The sequence below is a fragment of the Hellea balneolensis DSM 19091 genome (assembly GCF_000428525.1).
Taxonomy (GTDB): Bacteria; Pseudomonadota; Alphaproteobacteria; order Caulobacterales; family Maricaulaceae; genus Hellea; species Hellea balneolensis.
Genome location: NZ_AUAC01000002.1, coordinates 311,564 through 335,451 on the forward strand (window position 1 = coordinate 311,564; position 23,888 = coordinate 335,451).

Here is a 23,888-nt window from a genome sequence, read left to right on the forward strand (position 1 = left end):
CAAATCGGCTCTTTTTAAGAGTCTCAGTTTTCATTACCTAAAACATGACAACAAAAGCGGAGCTATGCAACTCTTTGCATATAAATTTAATGTTAGGTGCTAAGTCCTAAAACCGCATAGCGCGAACAGTATCATAGCTGGTTTTGATAGACTTTCTAAATGGCTTTACCGGGTTATCATGTTCTGTAATGAAATACTCCATTCCAGAGACGTCATTTAACGCGAAATAAGTTTCAAAAGGAAGCGTCCCCTCTCCTACATTGACCATGAGCTGATTGGAAATTTTACCGTAATCACGGCTCTCATAATAAGGCTTCGGGTCACCTTTCATATCCTTTATATGACAGAGCTTAAAACGGCCCGGAGCTTTCTTGAATAAGGCGGGCACATCTATCGAAGCCAGCGCAGACCAAAATAAGTCTAATTCGAAATGGACATTATCGGGACTTGTTTGATCGAGCAATATATCCATAGCAGTTTCACCGCCCCCCAAATCATCAAATTCGAATTGATGATTGTGATAAGCAAGCCGAACGCCATTATCCTTCATGATTTCACCAGCCGCGTTAAAGGCTGCTGCATGACGCACCCAGTCCTCCTTACTGCGCTGCCCCTCATCCACCCACGGAATAATCGCAAAGTCACACCCCAATATTTGACAGATTTTCGCTAATGCTTCGGGATTATTGACGGCGGCGTCATATGAGACATGGGTCGCAGGGGAATAGAGCCCTGCATCTTTAATCATAGCTGCGAGGTCAGTTGGAGAGCGTTCTGAAAAATTACGGCCATTAAGCTCAACATAGTCGTAACCTACATCTTTGATCATATTTAGAGTGCCGACCGGATCAGGTTCGAAAATCTCGCGCAAAGTATAAGTCTGTATCCCGACTTTATCAATTTTCCCACTGGCCACTTCCGCCCTTCCTCCGCAAGCCGTTAGGCCTAAGGCCGCAGCACTGCCACCCATAAATAAACGCCGTGAATACATCAAAGAACTCCTTGCTCAATAAGGTCTGCCGCATGATGAGCGGCCCGCGCAGATAGCGCCATGTAAGTTATAGATGGGTTTTGTATCGCCGATGAGGTCATAGCGGCGCCGTCTGTAATGAATATGTTCTCAACATCCCAAGCTTGGTTCCATTTATTCAAAACGGAAGTCTTAGGATCGCGGCCCATTCGCGCCGTACCCATTTCGTGAATACGATTACCAGGTTTTGTGGGTTGAACCTCACTCATGCTAATATTGCTAAATCCACCTTTAGTGAGGATGTCTTCAGCATCCTTAGAGGCCGCGCGCAATAGCGCCCATTCGTTAGGTCCCATACGGGCATCCATTACAGGAAGTGGGATACCCCATTTATCTTTTTGAGTTGTGCTAAGTGTGATGCGATTATTGGGATTGGGGAGTACTTCTGCATAGGCGTCTAGCGTAACCGTCCATGGTCCGGGCTTGCGGTTATCGGCTTTAAATTGTTCACCGACGCCAAGGCGGTTCCCAGTCCAACTTCCTCGGCCCGTATAGACTTGAAAAGCAAAGCCGCGTTTATAGTCTTGGTCATAGTCAGGATAATTTCGGTAGCGCGGGATATAACCCTGCCCCGGATAACGGCCATAAACATAGCGGTCGTCCAACCCGTCAACTATAGCTGAGGCTCTCGCGCCTGCCACATGGTCCATCAGATTACGGCCGACTTGGTCAGAGCTATTTGCTAATCCGTTTGGAATGTCCTCATTTGCTGATTGCAAGAGAATTGCTGCCGTATTGATGGCCGAAGCATTGAGAAAAACGACTTTGGCCGTATAAATTCGCATTTCTTTTGTAAGACGATCTATAACGCGAACGCCTGTTGCACGCTTTGCCTTAGGGTCATAGATTACGGAATGAACAATTGAGTCAGGTTTAAGCGTTAAATTTCCAGTCTGCCTCGCCGCAGGTAGTGTCGCGGAATTGGAACTAAAATAAGCCCCATAAGAACAGCCCCTAAAACAATGATACCGCGCTTGGCAGGGCCCGCGACCTAAAGCTTCTTGCTCAGGCGTTGTTCGTGATAAATTTGCTACGCGCCCCGCAATGAGTTGACGATCATCGAAATTTTCAGCGATTTTGGCTTGTAATTCTTTCGCAGCGCAGTCGAGCTCAAAGGGCGGCAGAAATACGCCATTGGGCAATTGTCCTAAATCATCATTATTACCTGAAACACCTGCAAATTTTTCAACCTTGTCATACCACGGTTTTAAGTCTGCATAGCGGATGGGCCAATCGACGCCAACACCATCAACTTTATTGGCGTTAAAATCATGGTCAGAAAATCGGTAACTCATCCGTGCCCATAGAAGAGAACGTCCGCCGACATGATAACCACGGTACCATTCATAATCCGTACCCTCAGCGGTTTCGTAAGGATGATCACTGTCTTTAACCCAGAGATGCTTTGTGCTTTCAAAGAAGACATAAACATCTTTCTGGCGGGCATAATCTCGCGCAGCTTCATCAGGACTGACACGATCAAGAAATTTCTTGTCCCATGGATCGAGCATATCCGAATAGTCTTCAGCAGGATCGATATCCTTGCCGCGTTCAAGCACAAGCGTTTTCATCCCACGCTCGCACATCTCTTTGGCGACCCAACCGCCCGACATGCCGGAGCCGACGACGATGACATCAAAATCAGCCATTACAGCGCCCCCGCTTGCATAAGGTCGGCGGCATAATGGGCAGCGCGAGCTGAAAACGCCATATAACTGAGGGAAGGATTTTGAACTGCGGAAGACGTCATAAAAGATCCATCTGTCACAAATAAATTTGGCACGTCATGCGCTTGATTCCATCCGTTCAGAACAGAGGTCTTGGGATCACGTCCCATGCGTATCGTCCCCATTTCATGGGTACGGCGACCCAAATTCGTTCCGTCATCATTGGGCGTCTTGCCAGGATTGATATCTTGGCATCCCGTTTTAGTCAGAATATCGACAGCGTCTTTTTGCGCTGCTTTCATCAAGGCTATTTCATTATCACGCATAGGCGCATCAATCACAGCAATGGGCTGTCCCCATTTATCAGTTTTGCTTTTATGGAGTGTGACGCGGTTATCTTGATGCGGCAGAATTTCACCAAAGGCATCCAAGACAATTCGCCAATCACCAGGTGTTCTGTTAGCGGCTTTAAAGTCTTTACCTATGCCTTGTCGCCACCCCCCTGCACCGCTGCGGCCTGAATAGACTTGATAGGCAAAACCGCGCATATAGGGTTCTTGCTGCTCAGGAAAGTTCCTGAACCTTGGGATATAGGCATTGGTCGGACGACGTCCATAAACATATTCATCTTTATGCCCTGGCACACGGGCTTCCACCCAGACGCCGCCAACATGATCCATAAAATTACGCCCGACTTGATCTGAGGTGTTTGCGAGACCTGACGGGAATTCTTCTGATATCGAGTTCAGTAAAATCATTGCCGAGCCGACGGTCGAGGCGTTTAGAAAGATAATTTTCGATGAATAACGGCGTGTTTCTCTAGTTTTGCTATCTATAATATCAACGCTTGAAACACGTTTTGTCTCAGCGTCGTAATTCATTTTTGTAACAATAGCATTGGATATCAGCGTAAGATTTCCAGTTCTCTCAGCCGCAGGAATCGTCGCTGAGTTAGAAGAAAAATAAGCGCCATAGGAACAACCGTGAAAACATTTATTTCGCGCCTGACATTGGCCGCGCCCCAAAGCTCTCTGCTCCTCCGTCAACCGTTTCAAATTCGCCACACGCGCAATGATCAAATCACGATCTGGGAAGTTCTTCGCCATTTCATTTTTTACGGCTTGCTCAGCGCAGGTTAGGTCAAAAGGCGGAAGATAATTATCGCCACCCGGTAATTGCGTAAGGCCATCATTATTGCCAGCTATGCCTACAAATTTTTCTACACGATCATACCAAGGCGCGATGTCGCCATATCTCACCGGCCAATCTACTCCGTGACCGTCCAACTTGTTTGCTTCAAAATCATGGGGTGCCAGACGAAACGACGCCCGCCCCCATAGGAGCGACCGTCCGCCTACACGGTTCCCTCTACGCCATTTGAAATTTGTCTTTTCGCTGACCTCATAAGGCTGATCGCTATCTTTGATCCAAAGATGCTTGTTGCTCTCTTTGAAAGCATAGCTCGTGCTTTGGACGACGTAAACCGATTTGGCCTCATCTGGCTTAGGGCGGTCGAAATGCTGACGCTCCCACGGATCAAGATTATCAGAATAATCTTCATTCATGTTCAAATCTGCGCCCCGTTCCAGCACGCAAACTTTTAAGCCCCGCTCACAAAGCTCTTTGGCGACCCAGCCGCCGGAAATTCCCGACCCCACAACAATGGCGTCGAAATCCAGCATTTAGATAACACCGTCTTTCATAAGTTTAGCCGCGTGGTCAGCCGCTCGTGCAGAAAACGCCATATAGCCAAGCGATGGATTTTGGCATCCGGCAGAGGTCATGAAGGACCCGTCAGTAATGAATAAGTTAGGCACATCCCAGCTCTGGTTCCACTTATTGAGAACAGATGTTTTAGGATCGCGGCCCATACGCGCCGTGCCCATTTCATGAATACCGTTGCCGGGGGGTGAAAGATAATTACCATCTTTGAAAGACCCTCCAATATTGATGCATCCCGCTGCTTCCAGCATTTCTGCCGCATCCAAGCCAGCTTGTTTCATAAGGTTCTTTTCATTGTCACTATGCTTGGCATCCAAGATAGGCGTCGGGAAACCCCACTTATCGGTCTTAGTTTCATCTAGGCGGATATGATTGTCATAGTTCGGCAAAATTTCCCCAAAGCCAGTGATCGAAGCCACCCAAGGGCCCGGCGTGCGGTTCGCCGCTTTGAAGTCTTTGCCCACGCCCGCTTTACCAGCTCCGCCGCGCCAATCAGCGCGGTAAATACGGCCCTGATAACCAAAGCCGCGCACATAGTCTTTGCCCTCTTCCGTGTGGTTTCTAAAACGCGGAATATAAATGCCGTTGGGACGCCGACCAAAGTGATATTTATCTTCCATTCCCGGCATGATGCCATAAGCGCCGCCGCCAATGACGTGGTCCATAAGATTATGGCCCAACTGTCCCGAGGAATTTGCAAGGCCCGTTTTAAAACTGTCAGATTTTGAATTCAGCAAAATCATAGAGGTCGGAATTGTGCCGGCATTTAGGAAGACAACCCGCGCCGTGATAATCTTTGTCTCATTTGTTTTAACATTGACAGTTTTAACACCTGTTGCCCGCTTGGTTGCAGGATCATATATGACCTCATGAACAGCGGTGTCATTTATCAATGTCAAATTACCGGTGTTGCGAGCCGCAGGAAGCGTCGCTGAATTGGAGCTGAAATAAGCGCCAAAGGAGCACCCTCGAAAACAATGGTCTCTCGCTTGACAGCGCCCACGCCCGAGAGCCGTTTGTTCTTCTGTCGGCTCTGTCAGATTGGCCACGCGTCCCGGAATAACTTTACGGCCCGGAAATGCGGCTTCGACTTTCTCTTTTAGGACGTCTTCACCGCAGCTTAACTCATGGGGTTTTTGGAAGACGCTATCAGGCAGAATATCCAGACCTTCTTTAGACCCCGATATACCAGCAAATGTCTCGACATAATCATACCAAGGCGCGATGTCTTTGTAACGCAATGGCCAATCAACACCGTGACCATCTTTTTTATTGGCTTCAAAGTCTATCTCAGACAGGCGGTAGGATTGACGGCCCCACATGATAGACCGTCCGCCTGTGTGATAACCTCGGCGCCATTTATACTCTTGGCCTTCAGGCACAATATAAGGATGCTCTGTATCCTTGACCCAGAACTGCTTGGTATAGCTATGGAAGGCATAGACTTCGCTTTGAATAGGATAGTCAGCTCTATCATCAGGCGACTTTAAATTCAGATGCTCCATATCCCAAGGATCAACCATATCGGTGTAATCTTCAGTTGGCACAATATCTTTTCCGCGCTCAAGAACGGCGACTTTAAAACCCTTCTCGCACATTTCTTTTGCGACCCAGCCGCCCGACATGCCCGAGCCCACGACAATAACATCAAAATCAGCCATTATGTTGCCCATGTCCGGCCAATCTCGGAAAATGGCACGCAGCCCTTCCAGTCGCCCGGCACGGCCTCATAGATAAGTTCTTCACTCGCGCCCGGTTCGCTCATATAATAAGCTGTAGCCACGGTAGATTTGAAATTGCGGTAGAAATCATCTTTGACTTTGCCGCCAAACACATCAGCATCATATTTCGAGAGTAGTGACTCACGTTGTTTTTCCGATTGGTCGGCAAAAGCTTGCCCGCCCACTGATTTAAAATACTTATCAAGAGCCAATAATCCTGCGCGCGTATATTTACGGAAATTATCATCTCCCCACTCAGAAGCCAGCCCCTGTATCGCTGCGGGCACACCTGCTTCAATTGCGCCAGCAGTGTCCGTTTTTGGAATAATAGTCTGAGCCAGAGCCGCCACTAAAGCCATTTCATACGCGTTTAAGAAATTGCCCTCGGAAGCATATTTCAGGCTAGCAGAGGCCGCGGGTTTCGCCTCGCCGCCCTCTGTTTTTCCTGTACAGGCGGCCAAAGCACTCGCTGCAGATATCGCGAGAAGCGATTTAATCGCATCCCGGCGCTGCATCATTAATTTATCCATGAGAGACTCCAGGGGTGAATTTCTTACGTAGGGCGAAGAGAATGCCGAAAGCTAAAATCAGTACTATCGGAAATAGTAGTATTTTACCCAATGTTGCCTGCCCCGCCGCGAGTTGAACAGCATTTCCGACAGCACCCGATGCTTCGGCCTTAGCTGTTTCACTGTCAATCCAGCCGCCAATGACGGGCTGCCACATAGCTAGTCCCATCATGCCGACCCCGCCAATGATGGACATACCGAGCGCGCCTGTTTTAGGCATATATTCGGCGATAAATCCGACCATAGTGGGCCAGAAATAACAGACACCAATGGCAAAGACGATTGCCGCTAGATAGGTCATACCGCCTGTGGCAATTGAGAGAAGGAATACGCCCAATGTTGTCACAACCGCCGAAAAAAGTAAAACGCCTGTTGGGTTAAGTGCGTGAACTAGCGGCCCTGCAAAGTAACGCCCTATCGCCATAAGCCCTGTTACAATAGCTAGTATAATTAGCGGGTTAGCTCCTGAACTCTCAAGTAATGACCCAACCCATTGCTGTGTCCCGAGCTCTGTCGTGGCTGTGATCGTCATCAAAACGCACATAAATATGAAAAGCGGAGAGACGAGGGCTTTCAAATTTAACCCTGTGTCCGTCAGGTCAGACTTATCTTCGGTCACGTCGGGGAATTTCGTGGTGAAAACCATCCAGCCATAAATAATTGTCGGGATAAGCATAACGGCGATTTCCATCTGCCATGTCGAGCCACTTCCCGCAAAAAGCTTTTTAACGAGTAACGCCGCTAGTGAGCCGACAACAATTCCGCCCGGAAACCAAACGTGGAACTTGTTGAGCATGGTCGTTTTGTTATCTGTATACATATTGGCAATCATAGGATTACAGGCCGCCTCCACGGCGCCATTGGCAAAGCCGACACAGAAGGTAGAAATCATCAGCCCCCAAAACCCGCCCGCAAAGATCGTCAGAAGTAAACCCAAAATATGCCCAAGGAAGGCAATAATCATAATCTTGCGCGGTCCGACGCTGTTATAAAGTAGGCCCCCTAAAACAGTAGCAGCAGGGAAGCCGAAAAACGCCATTGAAGCCGTCCACCCCAATTGTGCTTTGTTCAAGCTAAATTCTGCTCCCAGATCATTAAGCATACCCGCGCGTATTGCAAAGGTCATTGCCGTCACGCACAGAGCTATACAGCTCAATAAAAATAATCGACTAGGCTTTACACCTTCATTCATCGCAAGTGTTGTTGATGCCATAATATTTCCCCTTAATCGCTCAGCTTAACCCGAGCATTTTTCTGTTTGTATCTGTGTCCGCGGCGCCGCCCGCGAAATCGTCAAAGGCTTTGTCAGTTACGCGGATAATGTGATCATTCACAAATTGTGCGCCTTCGCGCGCGCCGTCTTGATTATGTTTTAACGCGCATTCCCATTCAACCACGGCCCAACCATCGAAATCATAGGCCGAGAGTTTCGAAAAGATACCCTTGAAATCTATCTGCCCATCGCCGAGAGAACGGAAGCGCCCGGGACGTTCGACCCATCCCTGATAGCCGCCATAAACACCTGACTTGCCGTTCGGGCGGAATTCCGCATCCTTAACGTGGAACATTTTGATGCGGTCGTGATAATGATCAATAAAAGAAAGATAATCGAGCTGTTGAAGAATGAAATGGCTCGGATCATAGAGGATGTTACAGCGGCTATGCCCGTCAACTTCTTCGAGGAAACGCTCAAATGTTACGCCGTCATGCAGGTCTTCACCGGGATGAATTTCATAGCACACATTTACGCCGCACTCATCATAGTAATCCAGAATAGGACGCCAACGTTTCGCGAGTTCTTTAAATCCCTCCTCCACAAGTCCGGCTGGACGCTGCGGCCACGGATACATAAAGGGCCAGACGAGCGCACCTGGGAAACTGACGCTATTGGTAAGACCCATACGCTCTGAGGCTTTCGCCGCAAATTTGACTTGCTCTACAGCCCAGCGCTGACGGTCATCAGGCTTTCCATGAAGATGCTTTGGCGCAAAAGCGTCGAAGGCCGTATCATAGGCGGGATGAACGGCGACGAGTTGTCCTTGAATATGGGTTGAAAGCTCTGTGACTTCTACACCCCATTCTTTGCATTTACCCAAATATTCGTCGCAATAATCTTGGCTTTCTGCCGCGCGTTGAAGATCAATACAGACGGGATTATCGGAAGGAATTTGCACGCCTTTATATCCCGCATCTGCCATCCACTTACAGGCGTTTTCCAGCGTATCAAACGGCGCATCACCCATAAATTGCGCAAGGAAAATAGCTGGGCCTTTAATCGTCTTCATTGTTTTATCTCCGTCCATGCCGAGTCATTTTCGCTACTTTCCAAAAGCGCTTCAATGAAGGCCATTCCCCGCACCGCCGCATCAATGCCAGAGGCTACGCCGCCTTGACTTCGTAGAGCTTTTCCAAACTCGCGATAACAATTGGCAAAAGCCTCAATATAGCCTTCGGGATGCCCTGGCGGCGTGCGGAACCAGCCTTGCGCACCTTCGCTCAGGTAGCCTTGGGCGGCCCGAATAAGCTCAGTTGGGCGGTCGGAATATGTACGTTTAAGCGTATTTGGTTCTTCCTGATGCCATTCGAGGCCACCCGTCTCGCCATAAACGCGAATGGACAGACCATTTTCAACACCCACGCATACTTGCGAAGCTGAGAGTGTTCCTTTGACGCCATCTTCCATCTTAAATAGCGCGGACCCATCATCGTCTAATCGCCGCCCCTCTACGAATATAGATAAATCAGCGGCAACATGGGTCATCCGCTTGCCTGTCATAAATTCCGCAAGGTTGTGCGCATGAGTGCCAATGTCGCCCATACAGCCTGAACCTCCTGATCTGGCGGGGTCGGTTCGCCAATCTGCCTGCTTATTTTCCACCTCTGTGGCTAGCCAGCCTTGTATGTATTCAACAAAGACTTTGCGAACTTTACCAATGCCGCCGCTCTCAATGATGCCGCGAGCCTCGCCAACCAAAGGATAGCCGAGATAAGTATGTGTCAGACCATAAGCGAGCCCATTATTCGCTTGGACAATTTTACGAAGCTCTAGAGCCTCTTCAAGATTAAGTGTCGCGGGCTTATCCGAGAGTACACTAAAACCAGCTTCGAGCGCGGCTTTCGCCACAGGAAAATGAACATGGTTAGGCGTCACAATCGCCACAAATTCCATACGCTCATTTGCGGGAAGAGCTGCTTCGGTTCTCATCATCTCATTAAAGTCGGTATAAGAGCGCGCCGGGGCGACCCCTAAGGCTTCTCCAGTTATGCGGCAATTTTCAGGATCGCGGGAGAACGCACCGCAGACAAGCTCTATATCACCATCTAGACGCGCGGCTAGGCGGTGGACATCACCGATAAAGGCGCCTTGGCCTCCGCCAACCATGCCCATTCTGATCTTTCCGCTGGATTGCGTCATGAAGGTTCCCCAGCACCTTAGTGCTTATAATGTTCCTGCCATTTTTGACAGCGTTGTCATTAAAAATATATTTCACGCTATCGACGCAGAATGTCAAGCCCTCGCCATGAGGGCAAAAGTAAAACAAGGACAACAGTCCTTTTCATTTGTGAAGCTGTTATTTGCCAGATAAGCATAGCCTATGACACATTTCAAAGCTTTACTCATAATAGCTCTCACGGCCCTATCTCTTTCAGCATGCGCAACAGCTCCAGATCCGGAGAAAGTTTGCACATCAGAATGGATCAGCAAGCGCTCTGACAAAGCTATCTCTCGAATTGAGAAAAAAGCTGTTCGCTCAATCAAACCTCTCAAAAAAGCTGGCGAAAAATGGGCACAGGGTAAAACACCAAACCCGATTCAACTTTTTATGCTGAGTAATTCTCTGAAAAGTCTCGAAAAAGAGCTCAAGAATGGCCAAGGCATCAAAGATTTAAAAATGCTCTCGGCCACATGTAACGACCCTAAAATCATATCTAATGCAATGGACGGGTTTCTACGCAAACAAGGCCTGCCTGATAACATTATCAAATTCATCGAAGGCGTGGGTATCTATCAACAACTTATTGCGCCCGATCCTGCTCTTGCTAACCGCGCCTAATGATTGACGGCTGCGTTGCTGAGCAGTAAAGCGCGGCGCATGACTTACTGCGTTGCCGCTCTCTATCATTTCACGCGTCTAACTGACTATGAGCAGCTTAAGGCGCCTTTACAAGACATGTGCGATTTACTCGGAATTAAAGGCACTCTATTGCTCGCATATGAGGGAATAAATGGCACAGTAGCCGGGCCTGATAATGCTATTGCCGATCTCTTAACGTTCTTGCGCGCCGATCCTCGCCTTCAGCATTTGGAGCACAAGGAGTCCCGCTCAGAAGACATGCCATTTTACCGCATGAAAGTCCGCCTAAAGCGCGAGATCGTCACAATGGGAGTAGAAGGTATAGACCCTAACGAGACTGTGGGCACCTATGTTGACCCTAAGGACTGGAATGACCTTATATCGGACCCAGATGTAGTCTTGATAGACACGCGTAATGATTATGAAGTCGAAATCGGAACATTCAAGGGCGCGTTAAATCCCGACACGCAAACTTTTCGTGAATTCCCGCAATGGGTAGAGGACAATCGCGAAAATTTAAACAAACCCAAAGTTGCTATGTTTTGCACAGGAGGTATAAGATGTGAAAAAGCAAGCTCTTTCATGAAGTTAAACGGATTTGATGATGTTTATCACCTTAAAGGCGGCATATTAAAATATTTAGAGACACAGCCTGAAAAAGAAAGCCTTTGGGAAGGAGACTGTTTTGTCTTTGATCAGCGCGTTGCTGTCAAACATGGCCTTGAAGAATCCGATTACGATCAGTGCTATGCGTGCCGTTACCCTATTACAGATAAAGAAAAAGCCTCTCCCCTCTATATAAAAGGTGTCTCCTGCCCACGCTGTCACAACAAAATGAGTGAAGAACAACGCGCCCGCTTTGCTGAACGGCAAAAACAAATTGCACTCGCCAAAAAGCGCGGCGAAGATCATTTGGGGCGCAAAGTCAGTTAATGGCTATCCTTTGGTCATTCCGCAGATGTCCTTATGCCATGCGCGGCCGGATGGGACTGAAAGTGAGCGGCATAGACTATGAACACCGAGAAATTATCTTAAGGGACAAACCCAAGACTATGCTTGACGCATCACCCAAAGGCACCGTTCCTGTTTTTATTAAAGATGATGGAAACGTTATTGAAGAAAGTTTAGACTTACTCCATTGGGCTCTTTCACGAAATGATCCTTTAGGTTGGCTTGACTGCGATTTGGAAGCTGCAAATACACTCATCATGGCGAACGATACAGATTTCAAACATCATCTGGACCGCTATAAATATGCTAGCCGCTATAGTGAGGATGCCAAGCGGGGCGATACGGACCTAAGTCATCGCTTGGAGGCTGAGAAACACATTCAAACTCTAGAGAATTTCCTAGAGTCAGGCCCTTATCTTTTAGGCGAGAAGCAAACGATTGCCGATATCGCTATCTTCCCCTTTATGCGGCAATTTTCAAATGTCGAGCCTGACTGGTGGAACAGCGGACCTTACCCTAAAACGCTAAAATGGCTCTCACAGCATGTTGAGTCAGAACTGTTCAAATCCATTATGATAAAATACCCGCTTTGGACATCTTTATAAGCGCTGTTTTCATGAAAGATGACTTTGGGGTAAATTTTTCTGCCAAAGCCAGTCATAACGGCTTGTCGTTGCAAATGCTTGTGGATATGCCCGCAAAGTAGCTTGGAAAGAGACATCATGGACCGCGCCGCAATTGTAGACCAAAATTTCAAGCGCCGCGTCGCTCAAGGAGATTTCCCGGCAAGTCTCAGCGATTTATCTCTAAAACAATCAGGGCTAACGAAAGCTGGCTTGAGCGAAATTTTCCACGCGCAAATTCTTAGTCGTCATTTGGATATCATCGCACGAAAACTCTCGAAAGCCGGACAAGGCTTTTACACTATTGGCTCATCTGGTCACGAAGGTAACGCCGCAATCGCCTGGGCTATGCGACCCACCGATATGGCGTTTTTACATTATCGCGGCGCAGCGTTTCAAATTGCTCGCTCTCGCCAGGTTCCAGGACAGACGCCACTCTGGGATATGCTGCTGAGTTTTACGGCATCTTCTGAAGATCCCATATCAGGCGGTCGGCACAAAGTTCTAGGTTCGAAACCTTTGAACATTCCTCCGCAAACCTCAACAATTGCTTCTCACCTTCCCAAAGCTGTTGGCGCGGCCTTTAGCATTGGCCTTACGAAGCGCATTAAACCTGAACATCAGCAAATACCAACAGATGGTATTGTTGTCTGCAGCTTTGGCGACGCCTCTTTAAATCATTCAACAGCTCAAGGCGCGATAAATACAGCGAGTTGGAGCGCCTATCAGAACAGCGCCGTGCCAATGGTCTTCGTCTGTGAAGATAATGGTATTGGCATTTCTACAAAAACGCCGCGCGGTTGGGTGCAAGCTTCAATCGAGTCGCGTCCGGGATTGGAATATATAAGCTGTAATGGTCTAGACGTGATTGAGACTTACGCCAAGGCTAGTGAAGCGCAGCGCATTGCGCGGGCCCGTAAAAAACCCGTCTTTCTTCATATGTCCTGCATCCGCCTTTATGGTCATGCTGGCCCAGATATCCAGACAGTCTATCTTTCAAAAGAAGAGGTTGAAGCTCAAGAAGCCCAAGACCCGCTTTTGCATACGGCAAGGCATATCGTTGAAAATAATATCATGACGCCCGAAGAGATATTAGGCCTTTATAACGATACAACTGATCGCGTTGCCCGAACAGCCCGGCAAGTTGTTAAACGCCCAAAACTCACGACACCTGAAGAAGTCAGTGCCAGCCTCATTCCTCCAGGGCGCAAATACGAAAAACTCTCACCTTCTTGTCATGAGAATAGAGACTCTCTTTTTGGCAAAAGTGATATGAGGGCTATGGGTGAGCCACAACACATGGCCAAACTGATAAATTTTACCATGACAGATCTTATGAACGCACATGAAGACATCATCATGATGGGCGAGGATATTGGTCATAAAGGCGGCGTTTATGGCGTCACGCAGCGTCTTCAAAAACGCTTTGGTCCACACCGCATGATTGACACGCTTTTAGATGAACAATCAATATTAGGTTTGGGTATTGGTCTTGCCCATAACGGTTTTACGCCCATGCCAGAAATTCAATTCCTTGCCTATCTACACAATGCAGAGGATCAAATCAGAGGCGAAGCGGCAACTCTGCCATTCTTCTCAAATGGGCAATTTACCAACCCCATGGTGATGCGTGTTGCGGGGCTTGGCTATCAGCGCGGATTTGGTGGACACTTTCATAATGACAATTCCCTTGCAGTCTTACGCGATATTCCGGGCCTTATCATAGCCTGTCCTTCCAATGGTCGTGACGCCGCCCTTATGCTGCGCGAGGCCGTGCGGCTTGCCCGTGAAGAACAGCGTATAGTCGCCTTGATAGAACCTATTGCACTTTACATGACCCGTGACCTTCATGAAGAAAATGACGGCGCTTGGGCATTTGATTACCCCAAGAATGGAACATTGCCCGTCGGTGAAATTGGAGTTTCCGGGGACGGTAAAGACATCGCAATCGTTAGCTACGGAAACGGCTATTTCCTTTCACTCCAAGCTGCAAAAGAGCTAAAGGACACATATAATATCAAGTGCAAGGTAATTGACTTACGCTGGCTCGCACCCCTAGCGGAAACCTCTTTATTGGTCGAAACAAAAGAGAGCCGAAATATTCTTATTGTCGATGAGTGCCGCAAAACAGGCTCGCAGGGCGAGGCTTTACACACACTGTTCAGTTCGCGAACCGATATTCCGACCTCATTATTAGCTTCTGATGACTGTTTTATTGCAACAGGCCCTGCTTATGGCGCTACGATGCCTTCAAAAGACAGCATCATCGAAGCCGCTCTAAAAGCTCATGAGGGAGCTTGATATGGCGCATCAAAAAGCACTTGTTATTTGTCCGGGCCGCGGCGTTTATAATAAAACCGAACTTGGTTATCTGAATAAATTCCACGGCGACAAGAAAGAGCTCATATCCAGCTTTGACGCGATAAGAACCACGGAAGAACAAGATGCAATCTCAGCGCTTGACAACGCCGAGCGGTTTTCAGTCTCTAAATTCACGAGAGGCGATAATGCATCCGGCCTTATCTATGCGTGCTCTTATGCGGATTTCCAATCGATTGATCGCAAGAAATATGACATTGTAGGCGTTACCGGCAATTCCATGGGCTGGTACACGGCCCTCGCTTGTAGCGGAGCTCTTTCGGCACAAGATGGGTTTCATGTCGTCAACACAATGGGCCGCATCATGCAAGGCAATGCTATTGGCGGACAAATCCTATACCCTTTTAATGATGAAAACTGGATAGAAAGCCCCGCGAAAAAATCTGAACTTGAGTCCTTGGCCTCAGATATCGAAGGGCTTTATATTTCTATTTATCTTGGCGGTATGATTGTTTTCGCGGGCACCGATACGGCATTAAAAACTCTCGAAGACAGACTCCCAGCTCAAGGGCGTTTTCCAATGCGGTTGATGAACCATTCAGGATTTCATTCAGAACTTCAATCTGAAAACTCAATACAAGGTAAGGCAGCCTTGCCAGAAACTCTATTTTCTCAACCCAATATACCTCTCATTGATGGCCGAGGCCATCTGTGGCATCCTCAGACCGTGGAACTTGGGGATCTGTGGAATTATACCTTTGGGAAGCAAGTCACAGAGACATATGACTTCACTAAAGCTGTCGCCAATAGCGTCAAAGAACTCGCCCCGGATATTGTTATCGTCTTAGGCCCCGGAACAACATTAGGCGGGGCAACTGCACAAGCTTTAATTTCCTGTGGATGGGAATCCCTGAACACAAAAAAGGATTTCACTGATAGGCAAGAAAATGCGCCATATTTGGCCGCTATGGGTTTAGAAACCCAACGAAAATGGGTCATTTAAGGCGCCGTTAACCCTAAATCTACTTATCAACAAAGCACCTAACACTACATCTTGTAATAAATTCCGTTCAAGCTAGCGTTTACACAAGAAGAATCGCATCAGACGATTCTCGGTGAATGGAAATGCGAATGAGTTTTGCAGACGATAGATGTATTAGGCCCAATCCGTCCTTGAAAGGCGCCGTCTCCATGCGGCCTAATCCAATTGACGTTTTCTCACGCCTCGCGACGGCAGAAGGATATGACCATGAGCGCGTGGATTTAAACGAACTTCATCTTTCACTACCCGGACTGTGGTGTGATCATGATGTCTCGATAACTTGGAATCTCGGGACTGAACAGGTTCAGATTTTTCTGATTTTTGAAGGCCGCACTCCTGGCGGACGGTCTGACGATATTTGCCGCCTCATGTCATTGATAAATGAGCGGCTCTCTGCGGGACATTTTGATTATTGGGACAAGAATGAAGCCTTGGTTTACCGCAATGCGGCCTCATTACGAGGCGGGGCTACATTACGGACTGAACAAGCCATGGATATGCTAGCCTTAGCACTTGACGCTGCTGAACGCGGCTATCCTGCATGCCAATATGTCATTTGGGCCGGAAAATCTCCAGAAGACGCTCTAACATCTGCTCTGGTCGATTTAGCAGCGAATCCGTAACCATGTCGGACCGTACGCACCTTGTTGTCGGCGCAGGCAAAATGGGCGGCGCATTATTAGAGGGGTGGATTAACTCAAAGGTTATTACACCAGAACAGCTCATAATCCTTGATCCGTCACCTGGAGACGCCGCGCAAAAGGCGATTTCTGAAGGGGCTCTTCACCTCATTGAGACCGATAAAAATGCAAGCAATATCAGATACTTGCTTCTAGCCATTAAACCACAAATGTTTAAAAAACTTGCACCCCCAATCGCGCTGACCCTTCCAGAAAAATGTTTGGTGATTTCAATTTTAGCAGGAACTTCACTCGCCTCGCTTCAAAGCATATTCAAAGATCAAGCTATTATCAGAGCTATGCCGAATACACCTGCCGCCATCGGCAAAGGCCTAACGGCTTACACGAAAGGCGGGAATATATCAGCCGCCCAAACGAAAGAGGCAGAAAAACTCCTCGCTGCAGGAGGCGATGTTTTTCATGTTGAAACTGAACACCTCATTGACGTTGTCACAGCTGTTTCAGGATCAGGCCCCGCCTATGTCTTTCACATGACAGAGGCTTTGGAAGCCGCGGCTGTCAAAATTGGACTTCCCGAAGAGTTGGCACCAAAATTTGCGCGGCAAACCATAATAGGTGCCGCCGGGCTGCTTGAAGAGTCTGAGCTTTCAGCCTCAGACTTAAGGAAAAATGTGACCTCTCCTAATGGAACTACAGAGGCTGCCTTGGATGTTCTTATGGGACTAGACGGACTGCCAACTATAATGCGGGAAACTGTCAAAGCCGCCCTGCGGCGTGCTAAAGAGCTGGCAGATACTTAAATCGGTAAATACAAAACGGCTTTCAAACCACCCAGTTCGCTTTCTTCTAGCTGTAGTGAACCACCATGAATTTGAGCAATATCTCTAGCAATTGATAGCCCTAGACCTACCCCTTCAATATTCTGATTACGGGCCTCATCTAGGCGTTGAAAGGCTTTAAAAGCCACTTGGCGCTTTTCCGGAGGAATACCCGGCCCGTTATCCTCTACGGCAATGAATATATTACTTTCAGTTTCTGTCAGTGTAACACGGGACATCTCTGCATATTTTTGAGCATTCGAGAGTAAGTTCATAACGGCCCGCTCAAGCGCCTGCGGACGTATATTCGCCTGAATAGTCTCAGGGGCAAAAAGTTCGGGCAAAGGTTCTGCGCATTTTGATATAATGTCAGTTAAAAAGCGCTTGATATTCACGGCTCGGGTGCTTTCTCCTTCAAGCCCTTTAGCAAAATCAAGATATCCGCCCAGCATCGCTTCCATATCCTTTATATCTTGACGGGCCTCATCGTTTTCGTCTGTCTTATCTTGCATCGCAAGATGGAGCTTTAAACGGGTCAATGGCGTCCGCAAGTCATGTGATACACCTGCAAGCATTGTTGTGCGCTGTTCAATGTGGCGGCGTATACGTCCACGCATTTTCAAAAATGACTGTCCCGCAAGGCGCACTTCAGAGGCACCTGAAGGTTTGAAATTTGAAATATCTTGCCCCTTACCAAAAGCATCCGCAGCCGCCGCAAGTTCTGTTATCGGCTTGGCTTGATTGCGAATGAATACGATTGAAACTAAGGATAATAAAACTGTCGCAGTAATAAGCCAAAAAATGAAGACAAAACCGGTGGGAGCAAAGACCCGCTCCCTCGCAGCAATAAATCTTAGAACACCCTCATCCACGGCCACTCGAATATCAATATGATTAGGATAACGCGTAGTATCAAACCAAAACTCATCGATCAGACTGTTACCTAAAGAGCGGCGAAGCGTTTTATCCAAATTTGAAAAAAACGCGTCACGCGTCGTCAAAGGTAGTTTATCACCCTCCTCCAAAGCCACTGAAAGCTCCATCTGGGGGCGAAGCATATCATCTAAACGTTCCGCGCGATCGCTAGACGGACTTTGTTTATAGAGCTGAACCGCGACTGATATGTCGGCGGCAACTGAGTCAGATAAATTTCCGGTAACTTGATTCCAATGCGCATTAAAAAAGAAATAAGCCACTGCCATTTGCATAATGGCAATCGGCAGCATGATAATTAGCAGGGCTCGTCCAAAAAGACTTTTGGGTAGATATTTTTTCAAGGGCATAAGCCCTAGGCCCCTTCTGCCAATAGGCGGTATCCTTGACCGCGCACAGTCATAATATAATCGGGCTCTGCAGGATTGTCTTCGATTTTACGCCGCAACCGCGTCATCTGAACATCGACAGCACGTTCAGATTTTGCACTTATTTTTTCAGAAAGAGCATACCGGCTTACTGTCCCACCTGCGCGGCGCGCGAGAAGTGTCATTAACGCCTCCTCACCTGTCGTCAGCCTAACACGATCACCATTCTTAGTCAGAACCAGCCGCTCAAGATCATATCTATAAGGCCCGAAGGCGACCACCGAAGCCGGCGCCGTGGTCCCCAACCTCCTGAATATAGCCTCTATACGCAGCACTAGTTCTTCAGGCTCAAATGGTTTAGAAAGATAGTCATCCGCGCCTGTCTTTAATCCCTCAATGCGGTCAGCCGCTTCGCCTCGCGCCGTCAGTAGGATTATAGGAACGTCATTGTGTTCCCTTAGAGCTCTCGTCAGGGTAAAACCATCCTCTCCCGGCATCATCACGTCCAATATCAGCAAATCAAAGGCAAGGCCATCCATCTTCCTCCGGGCTTCAGCCGCATCGCACGCCGCTGAAACGCGAAACCCGGCTTTAGCCAAGTATTTTTTCAGCAGAGACCTGATACGGTCATCATCATCGACAACAAGGATGTGAATATCCCGCCGTTCCAAACTGTCAGATTCTGTGCTCAATTTTTCCTGCTTTCGTGGTCTAATCAGTGTTGACTTCCCAAACTGTCTGAAGAGAATGCCGCGAAACACACACTCCTGCAAGTCAGCAGTCTCTTAAGGCGAGCGAAATGATTGAAAAAGCATATCACGACCGCGATGGTCACATTTGGATGGATGGCGAATTTATTGATTGGCGTGAGACCAAAGTCCATGTCCTCACTCACTCACTTCATTATGGCTCTGCCGTCTTTGAAGGTAACCGCGCCTATAACGGTAAAGTATTTCGCCTTGAGGATCATACAGATCGACTAATCCAATCTGCGAAGTTGATGGGATATGAAATCCCCTACACAGCAGAGCAAATCAATCAGGCTTGTATAGATACACTTGATAAATCAGGTTTGCAGGATGCCTATATGCGACCGGTGGCATGGCGCGGTTCGGAAATGATGGGGGTTGCCTCTAAGAACAATCAGATCCACCTCGCCATTGCCTGTTGGTTTTGGGGCAATTACTTTGAAGATAAAATGAAGGGCATTCGTCTTTGCATTGCTGATTGGAAACGCCCAGCACCTGATACTATTCCCTGTAAATCAAAGGGCGCAGGGCTTTATATGATCTGCACGCTTTCAAAAGATGCTGCAGCTGCCAAAGGGTTTGATGATGCGCTTATGTATGATTATCAAGGCCGCGTCGCCGAATGTACAGGCGCGCATATTTTCTTTGTCAGAGGCCAAGAAATTCACACACCGACCTGCGATAACCTCTTGGACGGTATAACCCATGATACTGTTTTAAAGCTTGCGGCCAAGCGCGGATATAAAGTGTTTAAACGTGACATCTACCCTTCAGAAATGGAGCATTTTGACGAGTGTTTTGTGACAGGAACAGCTGCGGAGGTTACCCCCGTCCGCGAGATTGACGGACGGCATTATACTCCAGGTGAAGTCTGTCAGGCGCTTATCTCAGATTATGACGACCTTGTCAGAGGTAAGACCAGTCTTTAATCTTTAAGAGCGGCCCTTACATAGAGCTGTCCTGTCCAAACTGACATCGCTGCAGAAAGCCAAAGTAGAGCAATTCCTAAGAATTTCGCATTCGCCTTAATGGACGGAATCGCGGAATCTATCTCCAAATAGCTTCGCCCCATAATCCAGAACAACAAAACAACGATTGAGATAAATTCAAAGCTTGTCTTCCATTTAGCTAGCTTTGTTGGCGGCATGGCCCGGCCCGAAAGTGCCGCATGCTCACGGCTTCCAGAAACTAAGATATCACGGAATATTATCGCAATTGCGGGCACCACGATAAGCCAGTCTCCTCGGACAGCTATACAGAAGGCAATCAAACAGCCCGCGACTAATAGCTTATCCGCAATTGGGTCAATCATTCGGCCAAAACCGCTGACCAGATTCCAACGCCGAGCTAAAAATCCATCCAGAAAGTCAGACGCCATTGCGTAGAAAATCAAAAAGAAAAGCAAATATCCATTCGCTAGCGCAGAATCAGTTCCGTTTGCGAATGCGATAATTCCAGCAATCAAAATCGGGATAATACAGATCCGTGAAATTGTAAGTGCATTTGGAACCCACCATCCGGGATGGCGTATTAGGGTAGACCTATCAGATGTCATTTGCGGCGACCGCCTTTGTTGTCAGAATCTTAAATCCTGTAAGAATTGAGATAAGTGCGGCAAACCAGAGAATCCCCTGGCCAATCATCCAAACATAAGGGGATGTCGACATTAACGCATCGATATTATCCTTACCGGATATAAGACTATCAATCCAAGTCGTTATCCAAGGCGACGCGACCAGCAAACAGGCCGCAAGCATAGACAAGCCATTTTTCAGGCTTCCGAATTTTGTCTCAGGCCATCCGCTCTTAGTCATATCATAACCTTTAAGCAGCCCTACAAGAACTTCACGTAAAATGATAATACCAACAGGCAACGCGAATATCCAATTAAGCATATTCGCTTTATAAACCACATAAGTCATGGCGAGTAAGACGCCGAGGACAAGAATAATATCAGCAATATCGTCAAACCATCCAAATTTCCGATGTGGTGCTCTTTCTGTCCCCCCAAAATAATCATCAAAAAAATCTGTCATCGCGGCAAAGATTAGAAGAAAGGTCGCCAAAATAGCCATATTTAAATCCGGCCACCCTTTGATAATAATTATCATGATGATGGGCGTCAGAAAAAAACGCATGAGTGTCAGAGCGTCTGCAATAGCCCCGCCAGTTTGCGTACTTTCCGCTTCGCCTGTTTTATTCGTTGAAATAGTCATGTATGTGCTTTGCCAGCTTTACACTGACTCCCTCTACTAAAGCCAAATCTTCTACCGCCGCCTTTTTAATCGCTTTGGCTGAACCAAAATGCGCCAATAAAGACTTCTTTCTCCCCGGCCCCACGCCTGTGATACCATCTAACGGGCTTGTAATCATCTGTTTTTTACGCTTTGCGCGATGCGTACCTATAGCAAATCGATGGGCTTCATCTCTTAAGCGTTGCAAATAATAAAGCGCCGGTGTTTTAGGAGGTATTGTAAACTCGGCTTTACCGGGCATGAAAAATGTTTCTCGGCCTGCATTTCTGTCAGGTCCTTTTGCAATGGCAACCAAAGTTGTTTTTTCAGTCGCGCCAAGCTCATCAAGCGTGTTTTTAACAGCAGAAAGCTGGCCTTTACCGCCATCAATAAGAACAATATCAGGCCATTCAAGTTGATCATCTTTCATAAGCCGGGAAAAACGCCGACGAAAAACTTCGCGCATCATGCCGTAATCATCTCCGGGCTCTGTCTCAACATCTTTAATATTGAAGGTTCGGTATTCTTTTTTTCTAAACCCTTTCGGCCCAGCGACAATAAAGGCCCCCACGGCATTAGTCCCTTGAATATGACTGTTATCATACACCTCTATCCGTTCAGGCATATCTTCAAGATCAAAAACGGTTTGTATTTCTTTGAGTAACTTTTGCTGCGATGCAGTTTCAGCCATCTTGCGCGCCAAGGCTTCCTGTGCATTCCTAACGGCGCGATCAACAAGCTTTTTTTTCTCGCCGCGCACAGGGTTGGTGATTTTAATGAGCCGCCCTGATCTTTCAGTAAGGCCTGCTTCCAATAGATCTTTATTCGGTAGATCTTGATTAACGAATATATTCTTCGGAATAGGTTTATTCAAATAAAATTGAGCAATAAAAGCATCAATCACTTCTGCAATCTCATCGTCTTTTGTGTGGCGTGGAAAGTAAGAATTATTCCCCCAATTTTGTCCCGCGCGAAAGAAAAAGACTTGCACACAACTCTGTCCGCCCTCGCTATGAATGGCTATTACATCGCCCTCTGAAAAGGTTGTGGGGTTTATACCGCCACTCGCACCGCTGACTTGAGACATGGCATGAAGTCGATCCCTAAGTTCAGCCGCTTTTTCAAAGTTTAAATCCGCTGACGCATCAGACATTTGGCTCTGAAGCCGCCGCCGAAGGGCAGCAGACTTACCTGTTAAAAAGTCTTCCGCGTCGCCAATAAGCTGAGAATATTCATCAAGCTCAATCTCGCCCGTGCAAGGGGCTGAACAACGTTTGATTTGATGTAACATACAAGGACGTGTGCGAGCTTCATATATTGAGTCAGAGCAGTTTCTCAGGCGAAAAGCCCGCTGTAATGTATCAAGTGTTCGGTTTACCGCCCCCGCACTGGCGAAAGGCCCGTAATAATCTCCTTTAATCGTCTTAGCTCCACGGTGCTTAGTGATCTGCGCAGCGGGGTGATCTTTACGCACAAGGATATAGGGAAAACTTTTATCGTCTCGTAGAAGAATATTATAACGCGGTTTCAGGCGTTTTATCAGATTTGCTTCGAGTAAGAGCGCTTCGGTTTCACTGCCGCAAACAACGAATTCCATATCTTGTGTCGCGCGGATCATTCGCTTTAATCTTACAGGGTGCCTCGCATAGCTTGTGTAGGCTGTAACGCGTTTCTTTAGATCCTTGGCTTTCCCGACATAAAGCACGTTTCTGTGCTCATCAAACATCCGGTAAACACCAGGCTTATGAGGCAAACGTGAGACAAAATCAGCAATCAACTCTGGCCCATGAACTGCTAGCTTCGCGTCTTTATGCAAAGGTTTTATAGATTCGGTTTCAGGCATTGCCCCATAAGTAAGGACTTTACTTTCATAACGCAATTCAAGCAGACACTTTAAACTAGATTGCGAACATCCTTTGAAGAGCCCAAACAAATGTGAGAAGTCATGCTGCTCACCTGAGACAACACACCCAAAACGTTTGAATGGAACTCTTTGTAAGTCGCTAAATCCTGAACTTCGACTCGTAGCAAATATTCCACAGAGCCCGTAATATTATGGCACTCTTTAACCACGGGCGCGACACTCATAGCGCGTTCAAAATCCAATGCGTCTTGTTTTAATTGACCCGAGAGCCCGACAGTCACAAAAATAGTAATCACTTCACCTATAACTGCACGGTCAATCACGGCACGATAACCTTTTATCACGCCTCTCCTTTCTAACTCCTGTACTCGCCGCAAACATGCTGAAGGTGACAAGCTGACTTTTGTCGCCAAATCAGTGTTACTAATGCGCCCCTCTCTTTCAAGAACAGACAATATTTGTGAGTTAATAGCATCAATACTTCTCATATATTGCATATATTGCCTACTTAGCGCTTAATAAAGCGAATAATTGCAATTATTTTACACTATTATTGTGTGC

The 23,888-nt window shown here is 47.4% G+C and carries 22 protein-coding genes; 8 read left to right on the plus strand and 14 right to left on the minus strand.

From position 1 onward, the window contains the following. Positions 1-106: 106 nt before the first annotated feature. Genes F569_RS0101670 through F569_RS0101705 form a run of 8 tightly spaced genes read right to left on the minus strand, consistent with a single transcriptional unit; the run spans position 107 to position 10,124 of the window. Positions 107-991 carry a sugar phosphate isomerase/epimerase family protein gene (locus F569_RS0101670; RefSeq protein ID WP_026940762.1) on the minus strand — a complete coding sequence of 295 codons (885 nt, stop codon included), beginning with the start codon at positions 989-991 and terminating at the stop codon, positions 107-109. Beyond that, positions 991-2,679, minus strand: coding sequence for a GMC oxidoreductase (locus tag F569_RS0101675; protein WP_026940763.1), 1,689 nt, complete (start codon positions 2,677-2,679; stop codon positions 991-993). The genes F569_RS0101670 and F569_RS0101675 overlap by 1 nt, the downstream gene beginning before the upstream one ends. Continuing rightward, entirely contained in the window at positions 2,679-4,379 is a 1,701-nt protein-coding gene (locus F569_RS0101680) for a GMC oxidoreductase (RefSeq protein ID WP_026940764.1), read from the minus strand. Before F569_RS0101680 ends, F569_RS0101675 begins: the two co-directional genes overlap by 1 nt. Next, positions 4,380-6,080 carry a GMC oxidoreductase gene (locus tag F569_RS0101685; RefSeq protein ID WP_233353561.1) on the minus strand — a complete coding sequence of 567 codons (1,701 nt, stop codon included), beginning with the start codon at positions 6,078-6,080 and terminating at the stop codon, positions 4,380-4,382. It abuts the gene before it with no gap. Continuing rightward, entirely contained in the window at positions 6,080-6,670 is a 591-nt protein-coding gene (locus F569_RS0101690) for a gluconate 2-dehydrogenase subunit 3 family protein (protein WP_026940766.1), read from the minus strand. The genes F569_RS0101685 and F569_RS0101690 overlap by 1 nt, the downstream gene beginning before the upstream one ends. Beyond that, positions 6,663-7,922, minus strand: coding sequence for an MFS transporter (locus tag F569_RS0101695; protein ID WP_233353562.1), 1,260 nt, complete (start codon positions 7,920-7,922; stop codon positions 6,663-6,665). The genes F569_RS0101690 and F569_RS0101695 overlap by 8 nt, the downstream gene beginning before the upstream one ends. Positions 7,923-7,941: 19 nt before the next feature. Next, positions 7,942-8,994 (minus strand): sugar phosphate isomerase/epimerase family protein, encoded by a 1,053-nt coding sequence (locus tag F569_RS0101700; RefSeq protein WP_026940768.1) that lies wholly within the window; start codon positions 8,992-8,994, stop codon positions 7,942-7,944. Further along, positions 8,991-10,124, minus strand: coding sequence for a Gfo/Idh/MocA family protein (locus F569_RS0101705; RefSeq protein WP_233353563.1), 1,134 nt, complete (start codon positions 10,122-10,124; stop codon positions 8,991-8,993). The genes F569_RS0101700 and F569_RS0101705 overlap by 4 nt, the downstream gene beginning before the upstream one ends. A 181-nt stretch (positions 10,125-10,305) precedes the next feature. Between F569_RS0101705 and F569_RS0101715 the strand changes: the two genes are divergently transcribed. The 7 genes from F569_RS0101715 to proC all read left to right on the plus strand — a co-directional run bounded on the left by F569_RS0101715 (position 10,306) and on the right by proC (position 17,161). After that, the gene (locus tag F569_RS0101715) at positions 10,306-10,764 is read left to right on the plus strand and encodes a hypothetical protein (protein WP_026940770.1); all 459 of its coding nucleotides are present in this window, start codon (positions 10,306-10,308) and stop codon (positions 10,762-10,764) included. 15 nt (positions 10,765-10,779) lie between these two features. Then, positions 10,780-11,718 (plus strand): oxygen-dependent tRNA uridine(34) hydroxylase TrhO, encoded by a 939-nt coding sequence (trhO, locus tag F569_RS0101720; protein WP_034387422.1) that lies wholly within the window; start codon positions 10,780-10,782, stop codon positions 11,716-11,718. Then, positions 11,718-12,341, plus strand: coding sequence for a glutathione S-transferase (locus tag F569_RS0101725; protein ID WP_026940772.1), 624 nt, complete (start codon positions 11,718-11,720; stop codon positions 12,339-12,341). Before trhO ends, F569_RS0101725 begins: the two co-directional genes overlap by 1 nt. A 117-nt stretch (positions 12,342-12,458) precedes the next feature. Continuing rightward, positions 12,459-14,660, plus strand: coding sequence for a dehydrogenase E1 component subunit alpha/beta (locus tag F569_RS0101735; protein ID WP_026940773.1), 2,202 nt, complete (start codon positions 12,459-12,461; stop codon positions 14,658-14,660). Between the two features lies 1 nt (position 14,661). Next, the gene (locus F569_RS0101740; protein ID WP_026940774.1) at positions 14,662-15,681 is read left to right on the plus strand and encodes an ACP S-malonyltransferase; all 1,020 of its coding nucleotides are present in this window, start codon (positions 14,662-14,664) and stop codon (positions 15,679-15,681) included. Between the two features lie 128 nt (positions 15,682-15,809). Beyond that, entirely contained in the window at positions 15,810-16,343 is a 534-nt protein-coding gene (locus tag F569_RS0101745; RefSeq protein WP_051279096.1) for a type III secretion system chaperone family protein, read from the plus strand. 2 nt (positions 16,344-16,345) lie between these two features. Then, positions 16,346-17,161, plus strand: coding sequence for a pyrroline-5-carboxylate reductase (gene proC, locus F569_RS0101750; protein ID WP_026940776.1), 816 nt, complete (start codon positions 16,346-16,348; stop codon positions 17,159-17,161). Here proC and F569_RS0101755 read toward each other — a convergent pair. Both F569_RS0101755 and F569_RS0101760 read right to left on the minus strand, forming a co-directional pair. Then, on the minus strand, positions 17,158-18,462 hold the full coding sequence (locus F569_RS0101755) for an ATP-binding protein (protein ID WP_034387058.1): 1,305 nt from the start codon (positions 18,460-18,462) through the stop codon (positions 17,158-17,160). The two genes, proC and F569_RS0101755, sit on opposite strands and share 4 nt — an antisense overlap. Positions 18,463-18,467: 5 nt before the next feature. Then, a complete protein-coding gene (locus F569_RS0101760; RefSeq protein ID WP_233353564.1) occupies positions 18,468-19,172 on the minus strand; it encodes a response regulator in 705 nt (234 codons plus the stop codon). Positions 19,173-19,279: 107 nt separating this feature from the next. Here F569_RS0101760 and F569_RS0101765 point away from each other — a divergent pair, with 107 nt between their 5' ends. Then, complete coding sequence (locus tag F569_RS0101765; RefSeq protein ID WP_026940779.1) at positions 19,280-20,158, plus strand: branched-chain amino acid aminotransferase; 879 nt, start codon at positions 19,280-19,282, stop codon at positions 20,156-20,158. Here F569_RS0101765 and pgsA read toward each other — a convergent pair. Genes pgsA through F569_RS0101785 form a run of 4 tightly spaced genes read right to left on the minus strand, consistent with a single transcriptional unit; the run spans position 20,155 to position 23,815 of the window. Further along, complete coding sequence (gene pgsA, locus F569_RS0101770) at positions 20,155-20,784, minus strand: CDP-diacylglycerol--glycerol-3-phosphate 3-phosphatidyltransferase (RefSeq protein ID WP_051279098.1); 630 nt, start codon at positions 20,782-20,784, stop codon at positions 20,155-20,157. The genes F569_RS0101765 and pgsA overlap by 4 nt on opposite strands. Beyond that, positions 20,774-21,445 (minus strand): CDP-alcohol phosphatidyltransferase family protein, encoded by a 672-nt coding sequence (locus F569_RS0101775; protein WP_026940781.1) that lies wholly within the window; start codon positions 21,443-21,445, stop codon positions 20,774-20,776. The genes pgsA and F569_RS0101775 overlap by 11 nt, the downstream gene beginning before the upstream one ends. After that, positions 21,426-23,306, minus strand: a complete 1,881-nt coding sequence (uvrC, locus tag F569_RS0101780) for an excinuclease ABC subunit UvrC (RefSeq protein ID WP_051279100.1) — start codon at positions 23,304-23,306, stop codon at positions 21,426-21,428. The genes F569_RS0101775 and uvrC overlap by 20 nt, the downstream gene beginning before the upstream one ends. A gap of 50 nt (positions 23,307-23,356) precedes the next feature. Then, positions 23,357-23,815: an Lrp/AsnC family transcriptional regulator gene (locus F569_RS0101785; RefSeq protein WP_233353565.1), complete on the minus strand. Its 459-nt coding sequence runs from the start codon at positions 23,813-23,815 to the stop codon at positions 23,357-23,359. Positions 23,816-23,888: the final 73 nt, after the last annotated feature.